Source organism: Pseudomonas sp. TH37 (assembly GCF_016650735.1).
Taxonomy (GTDB): domain Bacteria; phylum Pseudomonadota; class Gammaproteobacteria; order Pseudomonadales; family Pseudomonadaceae; genus Aquipseudomonas; species Aquipseudomonas farris.
The window spans coordinates 364,425-388,124 of the sequence record NZ_JAEKFD010000003.1; the positions used below are offsets into that span (position 1 = coordinate 364,425).

23 protein-coding genes are annotated in these 23,700 nt (G+C 58.9%); 9 read left to right on the top strand and 14 right to left on the bottom strand.

Annotated elements, in window-relative coordinates; genetic code table 11:
• Nucleotides 1–4 precede the first annotated feature (4 nt).
• The gene (locus tag JFU11_RS10885) at nt 5–238 is read left to right on the top strand and encodes a hypothetical protein (protein WP_201060602.1); all 234 of its coding nucleotides are present in this window, start codon (nt 5–7) and stop codon (nt 236–238) included.
• Between the two features lie 96 nt (nt 239–334).
• Here the strand turns inward: JFU11_RS10885 and JFU11_RS10890 are convergent, their stop codons facing one another.
• Together JFU11_RS10890 and JFU11_RS10895 are read right to left on the bottom strand one after the other, a co-directional pair.
• Nucleotides 335–607 (bottom strand): hypothetical protein, encoded by a 273-nt coding sequence (locus JFU11_RS10890; protein ID WP_008076699.1) that lies wholly within the window; start codon nt 605–607, stop codon nt 335–337.
• Nucleotides 608–954: 347 nt separating this feature from the next.
• Complete coding sequence (locus JFU11_RS10895; RefSeq protein WP_201060603.1) at nt 955–1,689, bottom strand: thioredoxin family protein; 735 nt, start codon at nt 1,687–1,689, stop codon at nt 955–957.
• 201 nt (nt 1,690–1,890) lie between these two features.
• Between JFU11_RS10895 and JFU11_RS10900 the strand changes: the two genes are divergently transcribed.
• A complete protein-coding gene (locus JFU11_RS10900; protein WP_123723017.1) occupies nt 1,891–2,283 on the top strand; it encodes a transcriptional regulator in 393 nt (130 codons plus the stop codon).
• 124 nt (nt 2,284–2,407) lie between these two features.
• Here the strand turns inward: JFU11_RS10900 and JFU11_RS10905 are convergent, their stop codons facing one another.
• The 3 genes from JFU11_RS10905 to JFU11_RS10915 all read right to left on the bottom strand — a co-directional run bounded on the left by JFU11_RS10905 (nt 2,408) and on the right by JFU11_RS10915 (nt 4,470).
• Nucleotides 2,408–3,277 carry a DUF6279 family lipoprotein gene (locus tag JFU11_RS10905; RefSeq protein ID WP_201060604.1) on the bottom strand — a complete coding sequence of 290 codons (870 nt, stop codon included), beginning with the start codon at nt 3,275–3,277 and terminating at the stop codon, nt 2,408–2,410.
• Nucleotides 3,278–3,354: 77 nt separating this feature from the next.
• Nucleotides 3,355–4,071, bottom strand: a complete 717-nt coding sequence (locus JFU11_RS10910; RefSeq protein WP_123723019.1) for a TorF family putative porin — start codon at nt 4,069–4,071, stop codon at nt 3,355–3,357.
• 210 nt (nt 4,072–4,281) lie between these two features.
• Nucleotides 4,282–4,470: a hypothetical protein gene (locus JFU11_RS10915; RefSeq protein ID WP_017337097.1), complete on the bottom strand. Its 189-nt coding sequence runs from the start codon at nt 4,468–4,470 to the stop codon at nt 4,282–4,284.
• Nucleotides 4,471–4,821: 351 nt separating this feature from the next.
• On the opposite strand from JFU11_RS10915, the gene JFU11_RS10920 reads away from it, so the two are divergent.
• The 3 genes from JFU11_RS10920 to JFU11_RS10930 all read left to right on the top strand — a co-directional run bounded on the left by JFU11_RS10920 (nt 4,822) and on the right by JFU11_RS10930 (nt 8,606).
• The gene (locus tag JFU11_RS10920; RefSeq protein ID WP_030131899.1) at nt 4,822–5,658 is read left to right on the top strand and encodes a S1-like domain-containing RNA-binding protein; all 837 of its coding nucleotides are present in this window, start codon (nt 4,822–4,824) and stop codon (nt 5,656–5,658) included.
• Between the two features lie 406 nt (nt 5,659–6,064).
• Nucleotides 6,065–7,510, top strand: coding sequence for an NCS1 family nucleobase:cation symporter-1 (locus JFU11_RS10925; protein WP_123723020.1), 1,446 nt, complete (start codon nt 6,065–6,067; stop codon nt 7,508–7,510).
• 163 nt (nt 7,511–7,673) lie between these two features.
• A complete protein-coding gene (locus JFU11_RS10930; protein WP_201060605.1) occupies nt 7,674–8,606 on the top strand; it encodes a DMT family transporter in 933 nt (310 codons plus the stop codon).
• Here JFU11_RS10930 and JFU11_RS10935 read toward each other — a convergent pair.
• A complete protein-coding gene (locus JFU11_RS10935; protein WP_201060606.1) occupies nt 8,542–9,732 on the bottom strand; it encodes an MFS transporter in 1,191 nt (396 codons plus the stop codon). The two genes, JFU11_RS10930 and JFU11_RS10935, sit on opposite strands and share 65 nt — an antisense overlap.
• Nucleotides 9,733–9,836: 104 nt before the next feature.
• Between JFU11_RS10935 and JFU11_RS10940 the strand changes: the two genes are divergently transcribed.
• Nucleotides 9,837–10,730 carry a LysR family transcriptional regulator gene (locus tag JFU11_RS10940; RefSeq protein WP_048395732.1) on the top strand — a complete coding sequence of 298 codons (894 nt, stop codon included), beginning with the start codon at nt 9,837–9,839 and terminating at the stop codon, nt 10,728–10,730.
• A 139-nt stretch (nt 10,731–10,869) separates the two neighbouring features.
• Nucleotides 10,870–11,001 carry a PA1414 family protein gene (locus JFU11_RS28280; protein ID WP_256580670.1) on the top strand — a complete coding sequence of 44 codons (132 nt, stop codon included), beginning with the start codon at nt 10,870–10,872 and terminating at the stop codon, nt 10,999–11,001.
• A gap of 241 nt (nt 11,002–11,242) precedes the next feature.
• Here the strand turns inward: JFU11_RS28280 and JFU11_RS10945 are convergent, their stop codons facing one another.
• From JFU11_RS10945 to speB, 5 genes are all read right to left on the bottom strand, one after another.
• Entirely contained in the window at nt 11,243–11,494 is a 252-nt protein-coding gene (locus JFU11_RS10945) for a hypothetical protein (RefSeq protein WP_201060607.1), read from the bottom strand.
• A gap of 243 nt (nt 11,495–11,737) precedes the next feature.
• The gene (locus JFU11_RS10950; protein WP_201060608.1) at nt 11,738–13,117 is read right to left on the bottom strand and encodes a sodium:solute symporter; all 1,380 of its coding nucleotides are present in this window, start codon (nt 13,115–13,117) and stop codon (nt 11,738–11,740) included.
• Nucleotides 13,118–13,307: 190 nt separating this feature from the next.
• The gene (locus tag JFU11_RS10955; protein ID WP_123723025.1) at nt 13,308–14,819 is read right to left on the bottom strand and encodes a cytosine permease; all 1,512 of its coding nucleotides are present in this window, start codon (nt 14,817–14,819) and stop codon (nt 13,308–13,310) included.
• 54 nt (nt 14,820–14,873) lie between these two features.
• Complete coding sequence (locus JFU11_RS10960; protein ID WP_123723026.1) at nt 14,874–15,296, bottom strand: nuclear transport factor 2 family protein; 423 nt, start codon at nt 15,294–15,296, stop codon at nt 14,874–14,876.
• Nucleotides 15,297–15,305: 9 nt separating this feature from the next.
• Nucleotides 15,306–16,256, bottom strand: a complete 951-nt coding sequence (gene speB / locus JFU11_RS10965) for an agmatinase (RefSeq protein WP_030131905.1) — start codon at nt 16,254–16,256, stop codon at nt 15,306–15,308.
• A 406-nt stretch (nt 16,257–16,662) separates the two neighbouring features.
• Between speB and JFU11_RS10970 the strand changes: the two genes are divergently transcribed.
• Nucleotides 16,663–17,559: a LysR family transcriptional regulator gene (locus JFU11_RS10970; protein ID WP_201060609.1), complete on the top strand. Its 897-nt coding sequence runs from the start codon at nt 16,663–16,665 to the stop codon at nt 17,557–17,559.
• 14 nt (nt 17,560–17,573) lie between these two features.
• Nucleotides 17,574–18,167, top strand: a complete 594-nt coding sequence (locus JFU11_RS10975) for a DTW domain-containing protein (RefSeq protein ID WP_201060610.1) — start codon at nt 17,574–17,576, stop codon at nt 18,165–18,167.
• Nucleotides 18,168–18,321: 154 nt separating this feature from the next.
• Here JFU11_RS10975 and JFU11_RS10980 read toward each other — a convergent pair whose 3' ends face one another.
• The 3 genes from JFU11_RS10980 to JFU11_RS10990 all read right to left on the bottom strand — a co-directional run bounded on the left by JFU11_RS10980 (nt 18,322) and on the right by JFU11_RS10990 (nt 23,356).
• On the bottom strand, nt 18,322–19,689 hold the full coding sequence (locus JFU11_RS10980) for an HlyD family type I secretion periplasmic adaptor subunit (protein ID WP_201060611.1): 1,368 nt from the start codon (nt 19,687–19,689) through the stop codon (nt 18,322–18,324).
• A gap of 9 nt (nt 19,690–19,698) precedes the next feature.
• On the bottom strand, nt 19,699–21,858 hold the full coding sequence (locus JFU11_RS10985; RefSeq protein WP_201060612.1) for a type I secretion system permease/ATPase: 2,160 nt from the start codon (nt 21,856–21,858) through the stop codon (nt 19,699–19,701).
• Nucleotides 21,859–21,997: 139 nt separating this feature from the next.
• Nucleotides 21,998–23,356 carry a TolC family outer membrane protein gene (locus tag JFU11_RS10990; RefSeq protein ID WP_201060613.1) on the bottom strand — a complete coding sequence of 453 codons (1,359 nt, stop codon included), beginning with the start codon at nt 23,354–23,356 and terminating at the stop codon, nt 21,998–22,000.
• Nucleotides 23,357–23,700: the final 344 nt, after the last annotated feature.

Here is a 23,700-nt window from a genome sequence, read left to right on the forward strand (position 1 = left end):
GGATATGGACAAGAAAATTTTTCAGTTCAGTGACATGGAGATATGGGCTCGCGGGGATCGATTTTTCGTACGATACGATGCCGGATCACATCAGGTTGCTATGCGCGAGGATGAAATATCAGAGCAGGAAGCCCGGGAAGCTTCGCTGAGTACCGAAGCCGCGACGAAAATGTTGGTCGCTTTACAAAAGCGGTTGATACAGGCTGGTATTGATCCTTATGTGTCGAATACGAAGTAGGTTTGATACGGGAAGTTGTTCTGGTTGGTAAATGGCATTGATTTACTTGAATGCACTGTATGAAAACGGGCGACCTTCAGGTCGCCCGTTTTCATTTCACTCCGCAGCCTGCGCCCGCAGCCGTCTGCCAATTACATCCATCAAATCACAACCATCCCGCAACGGTATGGCCAGCAGTTTTGAAAAGTCGGAAAGCACCACCGTGTCGCAACCGATCTCGGCGCGAAAGGCGATGTTTTCCAGTACCTGAGTGACGGTGCGGATTCGGTAGTCGGCCATGGCTTGCAGGACGTCGAGTGGGGCTTGTGTGTCGATGAGCAGGGAAGCCGGGATCAGGTCGATTCCGGTGAGGGGCATGTATCTATCCATGGATGGAGTCTCTTGTCATTGATAAGGACTCTCTGTGGTCGGGTCGCCAAACCCGGTCGCCTTTTGGGCGACGGGCTGACTATAAGCTTCATCATTCCAGCGGTGCAAGGTGCCAGATTCCGAGGTTGATGTAGGGCATTTGCCGCAGTTGTAGTCAGTCAACCGGACGCAACCTACAGAACACCATATAACCTTCTGGGAGCGAGCTTGATCGCGATAGCGGTGTATCAGTCGTCATCAATGTTGAATGTTAGTCAGTCATCGCGAGCAGGCTCGCTCCCACAGGGGATTTGTGGTGTTCACGGGTGTTGTGTTCAACCCGAGCCAATACTCGCGATGGCTGCGGTCTATCCTCCATGACAGCAACTGCCCGGTGCCTTGTCCTCATACCGGTCGTGATGCCTCACCCAATCCATGATTTCCTCTTCATTACGGCCCTTAGGCATGAGGTCGAGATAGTTGTAGGCGCCGACCAGCAGGTCCAAACCTCGGGCATAAGTTGAATAGGTGTGGAAAATCTCCCCCGCTTCATTGCGATAAAACACGCTAAGCCCTGGGAGTTCTTCCTCGGCGCCGTCAGTTTTTTCGTAGTTGTAGGTAGCTTTTCCCGCGGCGACGTCTTCGGCTCGGGCTGATACGCCAAAGTCATAATTGAAATCGCAGCCTTCAGACGACACCCAGTCGAATTTCCAGCCCATGCGCTGTTTGAAGGATTGGAACTCGGCGAACGGTGCGTGGGAAACCGCGACCACGGCCACGTCATGGTGGGCCAGGTGTTGGTTGGCGCCGTCGATATGGTCGGACAGGAACGAGCAACCTGGGCAGCCTTCGTCCCAGCCAGCGGCGAACATGAAGTGGTAGACAATCAATTGGCTACGGCCGCCGAACAGGTCGGCCAGGCTCAGTTCGCCTTTGGGGCCCTGGAAGCGGTAGGGTTTGTCGATTTTTACCCAGGGCAGGGCGCGGCGTTCGGCGCTGAGTTTGTCTCGTTCCTTGGTGAAGGCTTTTTCGTGGGCCAGGTGTTGTTTGCGGGCGGCGAGCCAATCTTCTCGGGACACGACCGGATGATTCTGAATGTTCATGGTGATTTCTCCTGCATGCTTTGGCGAAAGTCGATCCGCGCAGAGGGGTAAACCGTCTTACACAGCCTAGTCGTTTGGCCTGCGCCCTATTCGACATACCGCCGGTCGGTAGGGCGAAATACCTCGGCTGAACGGCTGCCCTCCCTGTCGGTCACAACCTATGAAGGCCATTTCACTCACGGGCTCTGGAGGTTGATCAGGATGACGACTTATAACTGGGATTTGATTGAACGCTTGCTGCACGAAGTGCAGAACGGCGCTGGCCACAGTTTCACCCCACGGCCCTATGCCGAGCAGTATGCGGCGGAGAAAGCGTCGGAGGGTGAGGCGTTTGAGAATCTGGATCACCTGAAAACGGTGGCTGGCGAGTACGAAAAGTTACTGTTGCTACGGGGCTATATCGAGCCTCGGCCAGAAGATCAGGGTGGCAATGGCGAGAACTACATTTTGACGCCTCGGGGCTCGAGTTTATTGAGCCTGATCGACAGCAGCATTCCGGGTAATGAGCATCCGCGGCAGGTGCTGGATGAACAGGAGGATGCGCTGGAGGAGCTGACGTTTGATGAGGTGGCGTCGAAGGCGCAGATTGCCTGATTTTGTGGTGACAGCAAAAGATCGCAGCCTTCGGCAGCTCCTACAGGGAAATCGGGTACACCCTTAAACATCGGGCGGACACAAATTCTGTAGGAGCTGCCGAAGGCTGCGATCTTTTGATCTTCTAGCCTTGCCGCGTCGCTTTCAGGCATTTCAAATCAGTGAAATCCTTGCGCACGCCTTCAATCTTTTTCAGCAACTGTTGACGCTGAACCGGCGTGCTCTCGGTCATTATGTCCACCAGCAACGCCCGAGCCTGGGCTTCGGTGTTGGCGTAGGCCTCGCGGTAAGCCGGCGTCCACAAGCTCTCGCGATTCACCAGAAGTGTCTCGATTTGCTGTGGGAATTCTGGGCTCTGCCGTTGCGCGACAGCCGCGCTGAATTGCTGTTGCCAATGGGCGCGGTTGCCAATCCATTGTTTGTTCTGATCACCCAGGGCATTCGACCAGGCCACTACCCGTTGCTGTTGGGTTGGGCTGAGCGGGCCGAGCCAGACATTCAGGCGTTTCTCCATGCGCATGCTCCGCGCTTTGATCTGTTGCTCCAGAGACGGCTTGAGGTAGGCCTCCTGGCGTTTGTGCTGGTCCTTGGCAAAGGCGTCGTTCATTTCCGCGACTTGCTTGTCATCAAGTCCCTGCAACAGCTCGATGGCCGACGGGGTGATTTCCCGGGCGGTTTCGGCGATGGCCTGTTTGGCTTCCTGGGTGCGGGTTTGCAGTGCGGCGTCGGTGATCTGGTTGGCTTCGACCATGGCCTGTAAACGATCCAGCCAGTCGAGGTAACCGGGCAATTGCGTGGTGCAGTGCCAGCTCAGGTGTTCTTTGAGGCGCTCGTTGAACCAGTTTTTTTGCTCGTGGTTCATTTCCAGATAGTCGCTGAGCGTCCAGGGAATGATCACGTCGAGGTTGCGGTAAGCCAGGCCTACGCGGCTGCACGCGACGACGGTGAGGCTGAGGGTGATGATGACGCCTATCTGTTTCCACCAGTGCGACATGGCGAGTCCTTGCGAAGACCTGGTTTCTTTAAGGGTTCTCTTGTGTGATCGCGGGATGAGCCCGGCGGTTCAGCCGATTAATAGAAACTGTGTGCAGCCTTGAGCGTGACCAGGCCGTCGCACTCGGTATTGTGGCCGGAATAGGCGGAACAATCGCTGCCGCTCAGGCTTGAATCACTGTAGATCAAGTCCAGATCGATGCCCATGAACGGCCGGGACAATTTCACTGACCAGTCGGTATAGCTGCCTACATACCCATCGTCGACGGACACCGGTGTGTTGAGTTGGTGGGTGGTGTATTTCAGGCTGATCCCGATGCCGAACGGCTGATTGCCACTGAGGTCGGCGAACAGGGTGCTGTTCTGTTTGTCCGGGTCGTTGCTGAAGGCCGCGCCGAAGCGACTGCCCAGCAGGGTCAGGCCACCAAAAAGCTCTTGGCTGTCGAGAGTGTCCACTTTCGGGTAGCTGTATTGGATCATGCCCACTTCGTAGCCGAGGGATTGATCGAAAGGCTGTTTAAAGCCCATGTAGGAATCGACTTCAAGGTTGCTCGACGGGCTCAGTCCCATGCTGGGGGACCATTGACCCACGTAGAAGCCGCTGTCGTGGCTCAGGTCGAGACCACCGTGGAACGAGCCGGTCGTCGAGGGTTTTACCAGACCTTGGGCCATGCTGCGGCTGGGGGTGGTGGCGAGTTTGAGATCGAAGTCGCCCAGCTCGCGCTGAAAGACTTGCGCATGGGCGACCGAACACCACAGCAGGCTGCCGAGCAGGAAAAGAGAGGGCTTGAACATGCGTCACTCCATGAACAGCGAGGAGCAGGTACTGAAAACCTGCTGAAACGCTTGATCCAGACACGTGCAAGCATACCGGCGAATGTTCGGCATCGAGGGCCGTTCGTCGATTTTTGAAATATTGATTTGTTTGATGGGGTATTGCGGGAGGGTTCCAGTCCAAGCGCTTCGAAGCTCAAAGCGCTTACGGACCAGTTAACGCAGGGGAAATTACTTCTTGCCCAGCGTGATCTGCTTGGACGGGCCGAACGTCTGGCCGCTGACGCCTTTGGCAATTTGCTGGATCTCTCCGCCGGACTTGAGGAACGCAGCGATCTGGTTGTTGATCGATTCGCTGGTTTCAACGGCTGGAGCTGGCTTTGCTTTGCTGTTGGATGCTTTTACACGCATGGCGGCCATTAACCTGTAGAAATTAACTTGGCCAGGCATCGTACAGGAAATACTTGACAATTGCTTGGTAAATATCCTCCCGAAATACACCTTGAAGAAACGCAATTTATCGCAAGTTATTATTCGCAATGTTCCCCTAAGCTGCTGTTTTAACTAAGAACCCAAGTGAAGAAAAAGCGCTTTTCGGATAGCCAGACCAAGCTGTAGGGCACCCTAATGGCCTGACGAGCGGCCAAATGCACACCGCAAAACCCAGGAAAATTAAGCCCTTCCATGGATTTTCTTGCGCCACCGGGCCGGCCGCCGAACGCGGCCCGCAAAACCGGGTAGAATGCCGCCCACGCAATGAGGGTATTGGACATGGCTTTAGTCGGGCGCTACAACAGTTTGCAAGTGGTTAAACACACTAACTTCGGTTTATATCTGGACGGTGGCGCGGATGGTGAAATCCTCCTGCCTAATCGTTATATCCCTAAAGATATTCCCAGCGAAGATGAAGATTGGCTCAACGTTTTTATTTATCTGGACAGCGATGACAAACTTATCGCTACGACCGAAAAGCCGAAAGTTCAGGTCGGTGAATTCGCCAGTTTGAAAGTCGTTGAAGTCAACAGCATCGGCGTGTTCCTGGATTGGGGTTTGCCGAAGGATCTGCTGCTGCCGTATTCCGAAGAAAAGCGCCAGATGACGGCCGGCGAGTATGTCGTGGTGCACGTCTACCTCGACAAACACACGCGACGCATCACTGCGACGGCGCGTCTGGATCGCTACCTGGACAAGACTCCAGCCAATTACACCCCGGGTCAGGAAGTTGATTTGCTGGTGGCCGAAGCGACCGATATGGGCTTCAAGGCAATCATCAACAACAAGCATTGGGGCCTGATCCACAAGAACGAAATCTTCAAGTTCATGCGCGCCGGTAAAGAAGAGAAGGGCTTTATCAAAGAAGTCCGCGCCGACGGCAAGATCAGCCTGAGCCTGCAACCGGTGGGCGAGGAAGCCGCCACCAGTCTGAACTCGAAGATTCTTGCCAAGTTGCGCGACAATAACGGCACCCTGCCAGTCAGCGACAAGAGCGACCCGACGCTGATCAGCAGTATGTTCGGCGTCAGCAAGGGCAACTTCAAAAAGGCCATCGGTGCGTTGTACAAGAACGGCCAGATCGTCATTCACGCTGATCGTATCGAACTCAGCTGAGCTTACGCCGGCCCCTGCAGGAGCTGCCGCAGGCTGCGATCTTTTGACTCGCAGCCTGCGGCAGCTCATACGGTATGTATCGGGCACAAACTCCCGACTCACCACGAATCCAATGTGGGAGCGAGCCTGCTCGCGATTGACTGCGCAGCAGTCACCCATCTCTTTGTATACATAACGTCCTGCACCGTTTGCAGGCGCTGACGCCCTGTTCATGGGCATTGCCATCCCCTCTACGTCTTAAAGCCTTTCCTCTGAACAGAGTTGAAAGCCCGATTTGTCGCATCTTTCGAACGTATGGCACGCATTCTGCGTAGCAACTCGTATACAAACCATGCCAGCTCCCGTACGCAGTGTGGTCGCCGCATCAATCTCGGGGGCCGCGCCTGTACTTTCGAGGAGCCCTGCGATGACCGAGCAATTGCCCAACGGCTACAGCCCACGCCTGTATAACCAGGACCTGGGGCCGCTGCCGCAGAAATGGAATTGGTACAACATCTTTGCCTTCTGGATGAGTGACGTGCACAGCGTCGGCGGCTATGTGTTCGCCGCCAGCCTGTTTGCACTTGGGCTGGCCAGTTGGCAGGTGTTGATTGCGTTGCTGGGCGGGATTTGCATTGTGCAGTTGATCGCCAACCTGGTGGCCAAGCCGAGTCAGCAAGCCGCGGTGCCATACCCGGTGATCTGCCGACTGGCGTTCGGGGTGTTCGGGGCGAATATTCCTGCGGTCATCCGCGGCCTGATCGCGGTGGCCTGGTACGGGATTCAGACGTACCTGGCGTCCAGTGCCCTGATCATCGTCGTGTTGCGGTTTTTTCCTTCAATGGCGGCCTACGCCGAACCGCACTTTGCCGGTTTGTCCTACCTCGGCTGGTTCGGTTTCCTCAGCCTGTGGTTCGTCCAGGCGCTGGTGTTCTGGACTGGCATGGAGTCGATCCGCCGCTTCATCGACTGGGCCGGCCCGGTGGTCTACGGCGTGATGTTCCTGCTCGCCGGCTGGATCGTCTGGCAGGCCGGGTGGAGCAACATCAGCTTCACCCTGGCGGAAAAATCCCTGTCTGGCTGGGAAGCCTTCGGCCAAGTGATCGTGGCAACGGCGTTGGTGGTGTCGTACTTTTCCGGTCCGACCCTGAACTTCGGCGATTTCAGTCGCTACTGCCGCAGCATGAATGACGTGCGGCGTGGCAATTTCTGGGGCTTGCCGGTGAATTTTCTGGCGTTCTCGCTGGTGACCGTGGTGATCGTTTCCGGGACCTTGCCGGTGTTCGGTGAAATGCTTCACGACCCGATCGCCACCGTTGCACGCATCGACAACAGCGTGGCGGTGCTGCTCGGCGCCTTTGCCTTCGTCACGGCGACCATCGGTATCAATATCGTCGCCAACTTTGTATCCCCGGCGTTCGACTTCGCCAACATCGCCCCGAGCAAAATCAGTTGGCGCGCTGGCGGCATGATCGCCGCGGTGGCTTCGATTTTCATCACCCCGTGGAACCTGTTCAACAACCCCGAAGTGATTCACTACACCCTCGACGTGCTGGCGGCGTTCATCGGGCCGCTGTTCGGGATTCTGCTGGTGGATTACTACCTGATCAAAAAGCAGCAGATCGACGTCGATGCACTGTTTAACGACGGTCCGAGCGGACGTTATTACTACAGCGGCGGGATCAACTGGACGGCGGTCAAAGCGTTGATTCCGGCCACGCTGATGGGCGTTGCGATCACCTTCATTCCAGTCCTGCAGCCGATGGCTAATTTTGCCTGGTTTACCGGCTGCTTCCTTGGCGGCGTCTTGTACTTCGCACTGGCCAAACGCGCGCAGGCACAGCAGTCGGCGGCGCTGGTCATAGCGGGATGACGCAAGCGGCGATTTAAAGGTCTTTTGCAGACACCTTTTTCTGTCCATCTGGTTAATAATCGACGGCATAATTTTTCGCCCCGGCACTCTGCTCAGCCAGAAGGTCGGGGCTTTGCTTTTACTGTCGAGTCACTGCCATGGATTGTGTTGTCGAGGTGTTCCGGTGAGCGCCGCCCGGCGTAGCGCTGATGGATTTGCCCTGCAGGTGATGGTCGGGTTGTGCCTGATCTGGGGTGTGCAGCAGGTGATGATCAAGTGGGCGGCGCCCGACATCGCGCCGGTCATGCAGGCGGCGGGGCGGTCGGGTATTTCCGCGTTGCTCGTAGGATTGTTGATCTGCTGGAAGGGCGGCTGGGATCAGGTCGGTAGTACCTGGCGCGGCGGCTTGCTGGCGGGTGCGTTGTTTGGCCTGGAGTTCTTCTTCATTTCCGAAGGCTTGCAACTGACCACGGCGGCGCACATGTCGGTGTTCCTCTACACCGCGCCGATTTTTACCGCGTTGGGCGTGCATTGGCTGCTGCCGAGTGAGCGTTTAAGACCGGTGCAGTGGCTGGGGATTTTTCTCGCCTTCATCGGCATTGCCATTGCGTTTGCCGGTGGCGTGTCGTGGGACAACCTCGATCACCGCATGCTGATGGGTGATGCGTTGGGCGTGCTGGCTGGCGCATCGTGGGGCGCGACCACCGTGGTGGTGCGCGCCTCGCGTCTTTCGGAAGCGCCGGTGACTCTGACGCTGTTTTATCAACTGATTGTCGGCTTCGTCGGCCTGCTGTTGATCGCGATCCTCAGCGGTCAGGTCACCCATGTCAGCCTGACCACTGTTACCGTGGCCAGCGTGCTGTTCCAAGGGTTGGTGGTGTCGTTCTTCAGTTACCTGACCTGGTTCTGGTTGCTGCGCCGTTATCTGGCGGCGAACCTGGCGGTGTTTTCGTTCATGACGCCGCTGTTCGGCGTCACGTTCGGTGTGGTGCTGCTGGGCGAAGAACTGAGCCTCAACTTTGTGATCGGCGCGGTGCTGGTTCTGCTCGGGATCACTTTTGTGAGCGCAGAACAGTGGGTCCGCCGTCGTTTGCGCAAAGCACTTGGGCAACCCTGATCGGGCGCAGCAACAGGCCTCCTGCGACGAGCAAACCGCTGCCTGCGATCACCAGCGCCGGTTGCAATCCACCGCTGAAATGGCTGCTCAGCGCTGCCAGCAACGGCCCGCTGAGCTGACCCACGGCGAAGCACGCGGTCAGCAGCCCGGCGTTGCGTTGGGTGGCATGGGGCGCCAGTTCCCGGGAGCGCTGCATCACCAGTTGCATGCAGGCCAGGAACGGCCCACCACACAGGATCACCCCCAGCACCAGGCCGGCACCGCTGCCCAACAGGCAGGCGAAGACCCCGGCTGCCTGCAACCACAATGTTGCCATCAGCCAATGGCGAGTGGCGTTCGGGTTGTGCCGACGCAGGCTCACCAACACCACCCCGATTGCTGCCGCCAGGCCGAAGCATGGCCAGAACAGATCGGCTTGCCATTGCCCATGGAACTGCGCGCTGGCCATTTGCGAGAGGAAAGTGGCGGGGATGATGTAGCCCAAACCGTACAGACCATAGATCACCGGTAAACGTCCGACACCTTGGGTGCCCGATGTGACGGCAGACGGTGTCCCAGTGGAAGGGCTGGCCGGTTGCGGCAGGAATGGCAGAATCCCCAGCAGCATCACCAGTCCGACACCGGCATACACCAGCCACAAGGTCGCGGACGTCTGCCCCAGCAGGTTCGAGCCCAAGGCCAACAATCCTGTCAGAAAAATCCCCAACCCCGGCCCGGCAAAGACCAAGGCGCCGAGCCGCGGACGACCGGCCGCTGTTGCCAGCGGTTGGCTCAATGCGGTAATCATCACCAACACCCAGGCGCTGGCCACGCCCGTGCCGAAACGCAGCACCAGATGCGACCAGAACCCGTCGGCCCAGAACGAGGCCAGAGTCAGCAATACACAGAGCCATAAACCGCCGAGCAGGCGCCGACGAACCTGATCGGGGTGACGGGCGAACATCGCGTCCACCGCACCGACGAAGTAGCCGAGGTAGTTGGCGGCGGCAATCAGACCGGCGGCGGTCAGGTCGATCTGGCCTTCGCTGAGCAAGTGCGGCAGTTGCGGCGTCAGGGCGAAACGCCCGATACCCATGGCCATCATCAGGGCGATGAAGCTGGCTGTTAAGCGAATCAGAGGGGACATGGTCTGAGTTCCGTTTCAAGGATCAATGACCGTCAGGCTAGGACTGATTGACTTTCTTTAAAAATGAATAATAGTGAGAAACTTGTTCTGATTTGGAGAATGGTGTGGAATTCAGCCAATTGCGGATCTTCCAGGCAGTGGCGGAGGAGGGCTCCATTACCCGCGCTGCTGAACGCCTGCATCGTGTGCCGTCCAACCTGTCGACTCGGCTCAAGCAGCTCGAAGAGCAACTCGGTGTCGAACTGTTCGTACGTGAGCGTCAGCGTTTGCAGTTGTCACCTGCGGGAAAAGTCCTCTTGGACTACACCGCCAAGCTGTTCGCCTTGCACGACGAAGCCCACGCGGCGGTGCAGGGCGGGCAACCGGCCGGGGATTTCGTGCTCGGCACCATGTACAGCACCGCTGCGATTCACCTGCCAGAGCTGTTGGCGCGTTATCACCGCAGCTATCCGGCGGTAAACCTGCAAGTGCAGTCGGGGCCCAGCGGCGAATTGCTCGAAGGTCTGCTCACCGGGCGCCTCGATGCGGCGCTGGTGGACGGCCCGCTGGAACTGGCCGGGCTCGACGGTGTGCCGTTATGCGACGAACGGCTGGTGTTGATCAGCGAGGCCGATCATCCGCCGGTACGCAGCGCGCTGGATGTCGAAGGGCGTTCGGTGTTTACGTTTCGGCAGGGCTGTTCCTACCGGATGCGTCTGGAAGCCTGGTTCGCCCATGATCACGCGGCCATGGGCCGGGCCATGGAGATCGAGTCTTATCCGGGAATGCTCGCCTGTGTGATCGCCGGCTCCGGCGTGGCGCTGATGTCGGAGTCGATGCTTGCCAGCCTGCCGGGGCGCGAAAGTGTGGCAGTGCACCCGTTGGCCGAGCCTTTCGCCAGCGCAACCACCTGGCTGATGTGGCGCAAGGGCATGGTCGGCGCCAATCTGAATGCATGGATCGAGCAGCAGCAGGCGGTGTATCCGTCGGCAGCGATTCAGGCCCAGGCATTTGCTTGAACCAACGTCCAGGGATTTGGATCAATTCAGTAACAGATCATTGCGATGTTGGACGAGCATTGCGTAGGACTTCGGACTATTATCAGTGCGAAGGGGCTACAGAACTTCGGCCGCTCGGCACTACCCTGAAGGGGGCACCATGAAAGAGAAAATCCAAAACTGGCTGCATGACCTGGGCGTCGCACTCGGTTTGATCGAACCGCCTCTGCAACCCGTGCCTATTCGCACTGACGACGAACAACGTCGCCGCCAGCAGCAGCGCCGCAGGTAAGCCTGGATCTATTTGGCAAGCGCACTTGTTGTGACAAGGGGCTTGCCTGTGCTGAGGGGGCTTGCTTGTGGCGAGGGGGCTTGCCCCCGTTCGGCTGCGAAGCAGTCGTAGAATCTGCTGACGAGGTCTATCTGATTCAACCAGGCTGAATGGTTTTGGGGCCGCTTCGCGGCCCAACGGGGGCAAGCCCCCTCGCCACAGGTAACTGCATCTGCCGCAAAAGATTTTTTGGCAGCCCGTCTCAATACCGCCCAATCTCAATCAAAAACCGGCTCAAGTCGTCGACGGTCGTCGCAGTCTTGAGCATCCGGTCTTCTTCGGCGGTAAACGCTGTCAATCCCAGCTGATCTTCCAGGTGGAAAATCAGCTCTTCAATATCTTCTTCATCCAGTCCCAACTGCACCAGGTTGGAGTTGTCGTCGAAATCATCCTGATTTTCCAGCAGGCGGCTGATGAAGCGATGCACGGCTGTACGAACGGTGTCTCTGGTCATGGTTGTTCTTCGAGGGCGTTATTGTTGTTGTCCCAGGTGGTGAGTACAGCAGGCTTCAGGCGTGTCGGCGCTGCCACTCGTCTCATCGTAGCCAGCGTGCAAACGATCGAACCCGTCGCCTCACCTCCAACCACCGATCGCGGCTGACGATCTTTGCGGATAGATTCCTTCAGGCGAAAAAAAACGGGTGTGGCAACCGACGCCACACCCGTCGAAGAAAGCATCTAAGTCGTTATAGAAAGGTTAGATCGCGCTCGCCACCACTGCCGGGCGACGGGACAGCAAGCTGACCAACACGAAACTCACCAGGCCTACGCCGAGGCTGTAGTAGATCGGGGTATTGGCGTCCATACCGTCCTTGAACATGAACACCAGCGCGGTGATGAAGCCCAGCGCCATGCTGGTGATTGCACCGGCCGTCGTGGCGCGTTTCCAGTAGATAGCTCCCATCAGCGGGATCAGCATGCCGCCCACCAACAGGTTGTAGGCCAAGGTCAGTGCGCTGATCACATCATTGACCACCAGAGCGATGCCCAATACTGCGATGCCAGTCAGCAGGGTAAACAGGCGATTGACGCTCACGTTCGATTGTTTACCGCCGCGCAGTTTCGGCAGCAGGTCTTCGGTCAGGGTGGTGGATGCGGCGAGCAGGCCGGCGCTGGCGGTGGACATCATGGCCGCCAGTGCCGCAGCGATCACCAAGCCGCGGATACCGTCCGGCAGGGACACTTTGACGATGGCGGCAAAGGCATTGTTGACGTTGTCCAGATCCGGAATCAGCACATGAGCAGCCATGCCGATCAGCGCACACACCAGGCCGTAGACAATGCAGTAGATCCCGGCAGACGTACCGGCGTACTTGGCGACTTTCTCGCTTCGTGCGGTGAACACTCGTTGCCAGATGTCTTGACCGATCAGGATGCCAAAGAAGTAGATCAGGAAGTAGGTGATGATGGTGTCCCAGCCGATGCTGGTGAAGTTGAAGCTGGCGGCCGGCAATTGTGCAACCAGTTGATCCCAGCCACCGACACGGTACAGGCAGATCGGCAGCAACAGGAACATCAGGCCCACGGTCTGGATACCGAACTGGACGATGTCGGTCAGGGTCAGGGACCACATGCCACCGATGGTCGAGTAAATCACCACCACGCCGCCGCCGAGCAGCACCGAGAGCCAGAACGGCAGGCCGAAAAGCACTTGCAGCACGGTGCCGATCGCCAGGATCGAGGTCACACCGATCATCAGCGCATAGGCCAGCATGATGCTCGCGCTCGCGGTACGCGCCATTGGGTTGTAGCGCTTTTCCAGCACCTGAGTAACGGTGAAAACCTTCAGCTTCAGCAGCGGTTTGGCGAGGAACAGGTTCAGCGCCACGATGCCGCAGCCCAGTGCGGCGCACAGCCAGAAACCGGAAATGCCATGAACATAGCCCAGGCGCACGGTGCCGACGGTGGACGCACCACCCAGAACGGTAGCGGCCATGGTGCCCATATAGAGACCAGGGCCGAGGTTACGACCGGCGACCAAATAGTCTTCGTGGGTCTTGGCCTTGCGCATGCCGTAGTAGCCGAGCACCAGCATTGCGGCGGCGTAAATGAGAACGACGAATAAATCCAAAGCCATGATGGCGTGTCTCCGATTGTCTTTTTTATGGTGAGGCGAAAATCAATCTTTGTGCGAATACCAATTCCTGTGGGAGCGTGGCTTGCCCGCGATGGGAGCGCCGCGATCTGTCAGGCGGACCGTGTCATCGTTCATCGCGGGCAAGCCACGCTCCCACAGGTAATGCGTTGACCACAGGTAATGCGTTGAATCAGGCGGCTTGGCGCATCGCCGGTTTACCGAGCGAATCCTTGCCCTTGCTGCGTGCATCGGTCGGGCCAAACACTTCCCGCGATTCCGGGAACAGGCTCAGCAGCGTCAGGTACACCAGCGAGGCCAGGCCGAGGGTCACCGGCAAGCTGATGTCGATACCGCCCGCCAGATTCCCGAGTGGGCCGACAAACTGCCCCGGCAGATTCACGAAGCACAAACCCACCAGCGCGCTCGGGATCCAGGCACCCAGGCCACGCCAGTTCCAGCCGTGGGTGAACCAGTAGCGGCCACCTTTCTCGCCACGGGTGAACACTTGCAGGTCATCCGGGCAGTAGAAGCCGCGACGCACCAGCAGGCCGATGATCATGATCACCATCCACGGGGTGGTGCAGGTGATGATCAGCACAGCGAAGGTCGACACGCTCTGTACCAGGTTCGCCGCAAAGCGCCCGATGAAGATGAAAGCAATCGACATCACGCCGATCAGCAACGTTGCCTTGACCCGCGACAGTACCCTCGGGAATACGCTGGACATGTCCAGCCCGGTGCCATACAGCGAGGTGGTGCCGGTGGACATGCCGCCGATCACCGCAATCAGGCACACCGGCAGGAAGAACCAGCTCGGCGATACCGCCAGCAGACCGCCGACGTAGTTGTTGGCTGCGATGTAGTCCGGTGCCTTGATTGCCACGATGGTGGCGGTGGCCAGGCCGAACAGGAACGGGATCAACGTGGCAAGTTGCGCAGCAATCACCGCCAGCATGATGCGACCCTTCGGGGTTTCACGCGGGATGTACCGCGACCAGTCGCCAAGGAACGCACCGAAGGAAATCGGGTTGCTCATGGCGACCAGCGCGGCGCCGATGAAGGCGGCCCAGAAACCGGCCTGCCCCATGGCGACGGTGCCGGCGAACTGGCTGTCGAAGGTCGGGGCGAACGCGAAGATGCCGAGCAGGAACAGCAGGCTGGCGGCCCACACAGCGATGCGATTGACCCACAGCATGAAGCGGAAGCCGTAGATGCACACGGTCAGTACCAGGATCGCGAACAGACCGTAAGCCAGGCCCAGGGTCAGGTCGGTTTCCGGGATGCCGATCAGGCGTTTGGCGCCACCGATCAGCGCATCACCCGAACTCCATACCGAGAGCGAGAAGAAGGCAATGGCGGTCAGCAGCGACAGAAACGAACCGACGATCCGTCCGTGCACGCCGAAGTGGGCGCCGGAGGACACAGCGTTATTGGTGCCATTGATCGGCCCGAACAGGCCCATCGGCGCTAGGATCAGCGCCCCGATTACCACGCCCAGCACAATCGCCCACACGCCCGCCTGGAAGGACAGGCCGAACAGCACGGGAAAACTGCCGAGCACCGCTGTGGCAAAGGTATTGGCGCCGCCGAAGATCAGGCGAAACAGGTCGCTGGGTCTGGCGTCGCGCTCATGATCCGGGATCTGTTCGACCCCGTTTGTTTCGATGCTGCTAAGGCTTTTTTCTTTGTTGTTGTTATTCATGATCTGCTCCGATCATAAAGGCGCGCTCATCGTGTGTGAGCGTCACCTGTTTGGCTAAGGGGGTGGCAGCCCTTCCGGCATTGCGGACAAATGTTCGTGGCAGGCCAGCCATAGGCCTTGTTGTTCTTGGCCAGACGTCTGTTTCTTGAAAACAATCGTCTCGCGTTCCTGGCTGAAGTGTTGCTCCCCTTGCATGCGTAGCTCGGTGGCTACGTCATGGATGAAAATCGCTACGTCACCCTGCAGGCTGACGAAGGTGTTGCTCGAGATGCAGGACAGCACCTCGAAGCCGTCCTCGACGCGCCATGTGTCCCATAACGCCTGATAGGCATCGCGCGACAACAGGGGCTGCTCGAGGGTGTAGAACACGAAGCTGGCATCAACGCTGAATGCGCCGAAGTAGGCTTCGCGATCGTTACGGGCAAAGGCCGACACCAGCTCGGCGGCGGCGTTGAGTACCTGATCACGTTCGCTCATGACCGATCCTCAGCGATGGACCACGCCCGGCAGTACGCAGAGCATTTCGTACAGCAGGTTGGCGCCCAACAGCGAGGTATTGCCGGTGGTGTCGTACGCTGGCGAGACTTCTACCAGGTCGCAACCGACCAGGTCGAGGCCTTGGCAGCCGCGCACGATTTCGATCGCCTGAATGGTTGTCAGACCGCCGATTTCCGGGGTGCCAGTGCCTGGTGCCCAAGCCGGGTCGATACCGTCGATATCGAAACTCAAATACACCGGACCGCCGCCGACTTTCTCGCGAACTTCGGCCATCAGCGGTGCCAGGGATTTGTGCCAGCATTCTTCAGCCTGAACCACACGGAAGCCTTGATTGCGGCTCCAGTTGAAGTCATCAGCGGTGTAACCCTGAGCGCGCAGGCCAATTTGCACCACGCGGTCGCAATCCAGAAGGCCTTCTTCAACGGCGCGACGGAAGGTGGTGCCGTGGGCGATTTTCTCGCCGAACATGTGATCGTTCACATCGGCGTGAGCGTCGATATGCACCAGGCCGACCTTGCCGTGCTTTTTATGGATGGCACGCAGGATCGGCAGGGTGATGGTGTGATCGCCGCCGAGGGTCAGGGGGATCACATCGTGTTCGAGGATATTGTCGTAGGCCTCTTCGATGATCCGCACGGCGTCCAGCAGGTTGAACGTGTTGATCGCCACGTCACCGATGTCGGCAACCGACAGCGAATCGAACGGTGCGGCGCCGGTGGCCATGTTGTACGGGCGGATCATCACCGATTCAGCGCGGATTTCACGCGGCCCGAAACGGGTGCCGGGGCGCAGGGAAGTGCCGATGTCCAGCGGGATGCCGATAAAGGCAGCGTCCAGGCCAGCAGCAGATGGCAAATGGGGGAGTCGCAGCATGGTGGCGATGCCGCCGAAGCGCGGCATTTCGTTGCCGCCCAGTGGTTGGTGAAGAATCTTGTCCACGGGTAAGGCCTCATCGTCGTTGTTTTATTTATGTCGGTTGCACGCTCGGGGAGAGACGGGCACCGCTGTGGGCCGATTCTGCGAAATGTAGTGACCGGGAAGAATCGCTACGGGCAAATACTTAGTTCAGATTTTTCTAAACTAATGGAGACGGTAGCGATAGACTTCTGACCACACGCAGAACCCCTGTGGCGAGGGAGCTTTTGTGGTGGGGGGCCTTTGTGGCGAGGGGGCTTGCCCCCGTTCGGCTGCGCAGCAGTCGTAAACCTGCCAACTCGGTCTGTCTGATGACACCGGGGTGTATGGTTTTGGGGCTGCTGCGCAACCCAACGGGGGCAAGCCCCCTCGCCACAGTGATCTCCATAGTCACAAAAAAACCGCGTTCCCTGGCACTTCGGAGCATCCAATGGCCAACGCTTTACCCGACCTGAAACTATTGCGCATTTTCGTCAGCGTGGTCCGCCATCAGGGGTTCGCCAACGCCCAGCAAGAGCTCAACCTCTCGACCTCGGCGATCAGCACCTACATGAGCCAGCTCGAAGCGGCCTTGGGTCTGGTGCTTTGCCATCGCGGTCGCGGTGGTTTCAGCCTGACCAGCAAGGGCGAGCTGTTCCATCAGGAAACCCTGCGTCTATTGGCGGAACTCGAAGGTTTCGAACAATACGCCGCCGCCCTCAAAGGCGAGTTGCGCGGCACCTTGAACCTGGGCGTGATCGACTCCACCGTCAGCGACAAAGCCTTGCCGTTCGCCGAAGCCATCGGTGCCTACAGTCAGGAACACCCGGCGGTGCACTTGCATCTGTCGGTCATGAGCCCCTACGAACTGCAACTCGGCGTGCAGGACAATCGTCTCGACCTGGCCATCGGTGCCTTTTCCACGCGCATGAGCGGTCTGGTCTACATGCCGCTGTACCGCGAGCAACACTGGCTGTATTGCAGCAGTCGCCACCCGCTGTTCACCGAGCGGCGTATTCCCGAGCAAGTCATTACCCAACAGCGCATGGTCGGTCGCGGCTATTGGAGCCAGGCCGAACTGGCCCGCCACGGCTTCAAACACAGCGCGGCGACCGTGGAAAGTATGGAGGCCCAGCTGATTCTGGTGCTGTCCGGTGCGTACATCGGTTACCTGCCGGAGCATTACGCCCAAGCTTGGGCCGACAAAGGTGATTTGCGCGTGCTGCTGCCGGCGACGTTCGGTTATCAAGCGCCATTTTCAATGATCGTGCGCCGTGGCCGCAGCCGCGAACCGCTGATCCAGACCTTCCGCGACCTGCTCAAAGCGCAGCTCAATCAGGCCGCTTAAAGGAAAAAGAAGCGATGTCCAGAATCCAATGCCCACGCTGTCTACGCCCGCAAACCCATTGTCTGTGCCCGCTGATCCCGAGCCTCGACAGTCGCACTCGGGTGTTGCTGCTTCAGCATCCAAGCGAAGTGAACCACGCGCTGAACACCGCGCGGTTGGCGGCGCTGGGATTGAAGAATGCCGAGTTGATTGTGGGCGAGGTGTTCGAGGATTTGCCGGTGCTGCTGAATCAGCCGGGCTATCAGGCACGGTTGCTTTTTCCCGGTGAGGAGGCGCAGCCGATGCAGACTTACACCGCGAATGATGAGCCGCTGCTGCTGGTGGTTCCGGACGGCACCTGGCGTAAAGCGCGCAAAATGCTGCACCTCAATCCGTTGTTGGCGGCGTTGCCCAGAGTGACATTGGCCGAAGGCGGGGTGTCGCGTTATCGCCTGCGCAAGGCTCCGGGACCGGGGGCGTTGTCGACGGTGGAGGCGATTGTGCAGGCGTTGCAGACCCTCGAAGCGCCGAGCACATTCGAACCGTTGCTGAAACCGTTCGAGGCGTTGATCGAGGGGCAGATTGCGGCGATGGGGGAGGAGATCTATCAGAAAAATCACGGGCGATGATCCCCTGTGGCGAGGGGGCTTGCCCCCGTTGGGTCGCGAAGCGGCCCCAAAAACCATTCAACCCCGTTGTATCAGGTAAATCGCATCAATCGGTTTTACGACTGCTTCGCAGCCGAACGGGGGCAAGCCCCCTCGCCACAGGACCGCGTCCAGCCTATCTTTCGCGCATCGCCTCAGTCCGCGCTTTCAACACCGGTTTAAGCAAATAATCCAGCACGCTTTTCTCCCCGGTAATAATGTCCACCGTCGCCACCATCCCCGGAATAATCAGCAGCGGTTTCGCATCCCCGCCCAAGTGATTCTTGTCGGTGCGCACCTGAATCAGATAAAAACTGTTGCCCTTGTCATCAGTGATAGTGTCCGCCCCGATCAACTCCAGCTTCGCACTCAACCCCCCGTAAATCGTGTAGTCGTAAGCGCTGAACTTGACCATGGCTTTCTGGCCCGGGTGCAGGAACGCCACGTCTTGAGGGCGGACCTTGGCTTCGATCAGCAGATTGTCTTCCAGCGGCACGATTTCCACCATGTCGTTGCCCGGCTGGACCACGCCGCCGATGGTGTTGACCTTCAGCATTTTGATAATGCCGTGAACCGGCGACACCACGGTGGTGCGCGTCACGCGGTCGTCGATGGCAATGCTCGAGGCGGTGATTTTCGACAGGTCGGTGCGTTTCTCATTCAGCTCTTTCGCCGCGTCTGAACGGAAGGATTGTTCGGATTCGTCGATCTTGCTTTTGATCTCATTGATCGCTGATTCGGCACGGGGAATCGCCAGGGTCGTGGCGTTCAGCGAGCCGCGGATCTCCACCGCGCTGCGTTTGAGCCGCAGGATTTCCACCGGCGAAACCGCCCCGGTGCCCACCAGTGGCGCCGACATGTTCATCTCTTGTTGCAGCAGTGCCAGGCTGGAACTGAACTGGCCCTGTTTGGAACGGAATTCTGCCAACTCCTGGGTTTTCTGCCGAAGTTGTTCGGTCAATGTGCGCTGTTCGCTGGCCAGTCGGCGCTGGCGTTGTTCATACAGCGAGCGTTCGTCCTCGGCCACTTGCGGCGCCTTGGCGATCACTTCCGCGGACAACTTGAATGGCCGGCCTTCCGCTTCGGCCGACAGGCGTTCGACCTGCGCGGTCAGTGCATAGCGGTCCGCTTCGCTTTCACCTTTGTTCGACAGAAAACGCGTGTCATCCAGGCGCAGCAACGTGTCGCCCTTGTTCACCATTTGCCCTTCGCGCACGAAGATTTCCGTGACGATGCCGCCCTCCAGGTTCTGGATCACCTGAATCTTGCTCGACGGAATCGCCTTGCCTTCACCCGTGGTGACTTCCTGCAACACGGCGAATTTGGCCCAGACCAACGCAGTGATCAGCAATGCCGCTGCCAGCCACACGGTGATCCGCGACCAGCGCGGCGAATCCTGCAACGAGGCGCCGGCGGTTTCCGGCATGAATTCGCTTTCGGCGCTTTTGTTGAAACTGCCAAAGTAGCCTCTGTCCTTTGATGAAGCGGACGATGAATCAGACATGGGCAACTCCTAAACCGTCGCAGAGCCGACACGGCCCTTGCGCAATGCATCGATGACCGCTTCTTTCGGGCCGTCGGCGACGATCCGCCCGTTATCCAGCACCACCAACCGGTCCACCAGACTGAGCATTGAGGTGCGGTGAGTGACCAACAGCAGGGTTTTGCCCTGAATCCAGCCGTGGAGTTTTTGCCGCAGGACGTCTTCGCTGCTGTTGTCCATGGCGCTGGTGGGCTCGTCGAGCAGCATGATCGGCGGGTCGAGCAACAAGGCACGCGCCAGCAACACCGCTTGGCGTTGACCGCCCGACAGCAACTGACCGCGTTCACCCACCGGCCGGTCGAAGCCCTGGGGATGTTGGCGAGCCAGTTCGGTGACACCGGTCAGTTCGGCGACTTCAAGCATCCGGGCATCGCTGATGTAACGCGCGCCGAGGGTCAGGTTGTCGCGCAGGCTGCCGGCCAGCAATGGCAGGTCGTGGGCGACGTAGCCGATCTGTTGACGCAGGTCGGCGACGTCCAGTTGTCGCAGGTCCAGGCCATCGAGCAGCAACTGGCCTTCTTCCGGCGCATAGAACCCCATCACCAGCCGCGCCAATGTGCTTTTGCCCGAGCCGCTGCGGCCGATGATGCCGATCCGTTCGCCGGGTTTCATGCTGAAGCTGACGTTGGCCAGGGCCGGAGCATTCTGGCCGTTGTAATGGAACGTCACGCCGCTGACGTCGAGCGCGCCTTGCAGTTGCGTGCGCTCCAATGGCCGCTGTTTGGCGTCACGTTCTTGCGGCAACGACATCAGCGCATCGGTGCTTTTCATGGTCAGTTGCGCTTGTTGATAACGAGTGATCAGCCCGGCGATTTGCCCCAGCGGCGCGAGCACGCGGCTGCCGAGCATGTAGGTCGCCACCAGCGCACCAACGCTGAGGTTGCCGGCGATGATGCTGTAGACCCCGGCGACGATGGTCGCCATGCCGGAGAATTGCTGAATGAACAGCGTGCCGTTGGTGGCCAGCGCCGAGAGGTTGCGGGCATGGCTGTCGAGGCGGGTGAGGGCGCCGTGGGTGCTTTCCCATTTGTGTTGGCGTTCGCTTTCGGCGCTGCACGCCTTGAGGGTTTCCAGGCCGCCGAGGGTTTCGATCAGCAGGGCCTGGCGTTCGGCGCCGAGGCTCAGACTCTTCTGCACGGTGTCGCGCAGACGTGCCTGAATCACCATGGCAAAGATGATCGTGATGGGGAATGCCAACAGCGGAATCACCACCAGCCAGCCACCGAGCAGGCCGATCACCACCAACATCAACACCGCGAAGGGCAGGTCGATCAGGCTGGTCAGCGTGACGGCGGTGAGAAACTCCCGCAGGCCCTGGAAATCGTGAATGCTCTGGGCGAAACCACCGATAGTCGCCGGCCGCGCTTTCATCGCCATGCCGGTGATGCGTTCGAACAAGGTCGCCGAAAGAATCACGTCGGTTTTCTTCCCTGCGGTGTCCAGCAGGTGCGCGCGAACCACCCGCAGCACCAGTTCGAAACCGGTGCCAATCAACAAGCCGATCGACAGCACCCACAACGTTGAAGTGGCCTGGTTAGGCACTACCCGATCGTAGGTCTGCATCACAAACAGCGGCACCATCAAGCCCAGCAGGTTGATCAGAAAACTCGCCAGAATCGCATCGCTGTACAGCCACTTCGACAACTTCAACGTGTCGCGAAACCACGCCTCGACTCGTGGCACCAGCGGCGCACGCAAGTCTTCGAGTTCATGCCGCGGCCGGGCGAACAAGGCCTGGCCGCTGTAGTTGGCGGTCAGCTCGTCCGTGCTGACCCATTGTTCTCCGCCGTCGGCTTCGCTCGGCAGAATCAGCGCCTGCCCGTCATCGCCGAAGCGACGCAAGATTGCGCAGCGGCCATGGTTGAGGATCAGCATCACAGGCAGGTTGAGCGCGGAAATTTCCCCCAGTTCACGGCGCAACACACGCGCCTGCAAACTGGCCCGGGCCGCTGCGCGCGGCAGCAGGTCCAGGCTCAAACGTTGGTGTGCCATTGGCAGCCCGGCACTCAGGCTGGCGCGACTGACCGTCGCGCCATGAAGTTTGCAGAGGATCAACAGACCGTCCAGAAGCGGGTCATCGAAGCTCAGACGCGGATCGACACCCGTGTTGCCGGTTTCCATGCTGGTCACATTGATCGCTCCCGTTGCGCTGCGGCAATGGATACACATCTCTCTGTAGGAGCTGCCGCAGGCTGCGATCTTTTGATTTTGTTTTTCAAGATCAAGATCAAAAGATCGCAGCCTGCGGCAGCTCCTACACGGGGTTATTTCATTTCAGTTCAGGTAAACGCGCTTCGTTTTTTACTTCGGTGGAAGCGATCGCATCGGCGGGCAGCACCACCCGTTGTTTGCTCAGCAACTGACCCATGTTCGCCAGTACGCGGTACATCGAAAACTCCTCGGTGTAGCGCACTTCGGTGTAGCGGCGGTTGGCGTTGTAGAGCTCATTTTCACTGTCGAGCAAGTCGAGCAAGGTCCGTTGACCAAGGCCGAACTGATCCTGATACGCGGCCCGCACACGGGTGGTGGTTTCGGCGTATTCACGGGCGGTCGGGGTTTGTTTCTTGGCGTTGAGCATGGCGTTCCAGGCCAGGTGGATGTTCTCGTTGAGTTGGCGCAGGGCGTTGTTGCGGATGTCCAGCGCCTGGTTGATCTGGTGCGCATTGGAGGCCAGCCGGGCCTTGTCGCTGCCGCCGCGGAACAGGTTGTAGTTCATCACCACACCCACTCGCCATTCGTTGTCGTGGCCTTCGTCGCCCTGAATATTATTATTCGCGCCCACCGCCGCTTCAGCGTCAAAGCGCGGGTAGAACGGCGACTTGGATACTTCGTACTGGCTCTCGGCCGATTGCACATCGGCCTGGGCGGATTTCAGGTACGGGTTGTTTTCCACCATGCTCTGCTGGGCTTCCGGCAGGGTGGTGGGCAATTCGCCGCGGGTCGATGGCGGCGCTTCGAGTTCATCGGGCATGCGCCCCACGACGCTGTAGAAGTTCGTCTCGGCATCGGCCAGATCGACTTCGGCGGTGTCGAGGTTGTTTTGCGCCAGCGCCCGGCGAGCGGTGGACTGGTCGGAGTCGGCGTTACTGCCGACTCCGCGTTCGGTGCGCAGCCCGATCTGATCGTTGACCCGCATGTGCGCTTGCAGGTTGTTCTTGGCCAGGGTCACCAGTTCGCGGCGCTTGAGCACTTCGAGGTACACCTCGATGGTGCGCAGGGCCAGATCCTGGGCGGTGCCCTGTGCGTAATAGGCTCGCGAGTTGGACACGCCTTTGGTGCGCGCGACCTCGTTGGAGGTGTTGAAACCGTCGAACAGCATCTGCCGCAGGCGCAGTTCCGATTGGGTGTAGGTGAGGATTTCGGTGTGGTGATTGCCTTGCGCCCGAGTGGTGGTGTTATCGCTGTACCCGCGCCCGTAGCCGGCGTTCAAATCCACCGATGGATAGAAGCCCCCTTTGGCGACTTTAATCTGCTCGTCGGCCGAGAGCCGGGCGTCGACCCGCGATGCCAGTTCCGGGTGGGTCGCAATGGTGCTCTGGATCGCCTCGGTCAATGACATCGCCTGAGCCTGAGAAGTGCAGGCCATGGCCAGCAAAATCGCGCTGCAGAGGGGGGTTAAAACGCGCATGGATGCCTCTCCCTGATTCCTGATGGTACTTAGTGAGTCGCCAAATATTTGACGTTATTTTTAAGTGAAACCGTCTCACGCTTGTTACAACAGAGCTAAGAACATCCTGACGCGAAGCTAAGAAGGATTTCTCATAAGACTTATGCCGAAAAAAACTTATGCGCTCTGAAAAATCCAGCACATTGTTCAATGCGAAAGCCTTTGTTTATGAGCTCTGAGGAGCATCGAAGGGCTTGAGGAAAGTTCAATTCACTTTTCGACACAGAGCGAAGAAGTGCTGGAGGGGAGGGAAGCGAGACGGTTTAGGGGCGACAAATTTTTGTCGCTCGAGTGATTCAAAACCG

Coding starts and splice junctions, on each gene's coding strand:
- JFU11_RS10885 (WP_201060602.1), top strand. CDS start 5: ATGGACAAGAAAATTTTTCAGTTCAGTGACATGGAGATATGGGCTCGC.
- JFU11_RS10890 (WP_008076699.1), bottom strand. CDS start 607: ATGGATAGATACATGCCCCTCACCGGAATCGACCTGATCCCGGCTTCC.
- JFU11_RS10895 (WP_201060603.1), bottom strand. CDS start 1,689: ATGAACATTCAGAATCATCCGGTCGTGTCCCGAGAAGATTGGCTCGCC.
- JFU11_RS10900 (WP_123723017.1), top strand. CDS start 1,891: ATGACGACTTATAACTGGGATTTGATTGAACGCTTGCTGCACGAAGTG.
- JFU11_RS10905 (WP_201060604.1), bottom strand. CDS start 3,277: ATGTCGCACTGGTGGAAACAGATAGGCGTCATCATCACCCTCAGCCTC.
- JFU11_RS10910 (WP_123723019.1), bottom strand. CDS start 4,071: ATGTTCAAGCCCTCTCTTTTCCTGCTCGGCAGCCTGCTGTGGTGTTCG.
- JFU11_RS10915 (WP_017337097.1), bottom strand. CDS start 4,470: ATGGCCGCCATGCGTGTAAAAGCATCCAACAGCAAAGCAAAGCCAGCT.
- JFU11_RS10920 (WP_030131899.1), top strand. CDS start 4,822: ATGGCTTTAGTCGGGCGCTACAACAGTTTGCAAGTGGTTAAACACACT.
- JFU11_RS10925 (WP_123723020.1), top strand. CDS start 6,065: ATGACCGAGCAATTGCCCAACGGCTACAGCCCACGCCTGTATAACCAG.
- JFU11_RS10935 (WP_201060606.1), bottom strand. CDS start 9,732: ATGTCCCCTCTGATTCGCTTAACAGCCAGCTTCATCGCCCTGATGATG.
- JFU11_RS28280 (WP_256580670.1), top strand. CDS start 10,870: ATGAAAGAGAAAATCCAAAACTGGCTGCATGACCTGGGCGTCGCACTC.
- JFU11_RS10945 (WP_201060607.1), bottom strand. CDS start 11,494: ATGACCAGAGACACCGTTCGTACAGCCGTGCATCGCTTCATCAGCCGC.
- JFU11_RS10950 (WP_201060608.1), bottom strand. CDS start 13,117: ATGGCTTTGGATTTATTCGTCGTTCTCATTTACGCCGCCGCAATGCTG.
- JFU11_RS10955 (WP_123723025.1), bottom strand. CDS start 14,819: ATGAATAACAACAACAAAGAAAAAAGCCTTAGCAGCATCGAAACAAAC.
- JFU11_RS10960 (WP_123723026.1), bottom strand. CDS start 15,296: ATGAGCGAACGTGATCAGGTACTCAACGCCGCCGCCGAGCTGGTGTCG.
- JFU11_RS10970 (WP_201060609.1), top strand. CDS start 16,663: ATGGCCAACGCTTTACCCGACCTGAAACTATTGCGCATTTTCGTCAGC.
- JFU11_RS10975 (WP_201060610.1), top strand. CDS start 17,574: ATGTCCAGAATCCAATGCCCACGCTGTCTACGCCCGCAAACCCATTGT.
- JFU11_RS10980 (WP_201060611.1), bottom strand. CDS start 19,689: ATGTCTGATTCATCGTCCGCTTCATCAAAGGACAGAGGCTACTTTGGC.
- JFU11_RS10990 (WP_201060613.1), bottom strand. CDS start 23,356: ATGCGCGTTTTAACCCCCCTCTGCAGCGCGATTTTGCTGGCCATGGCC.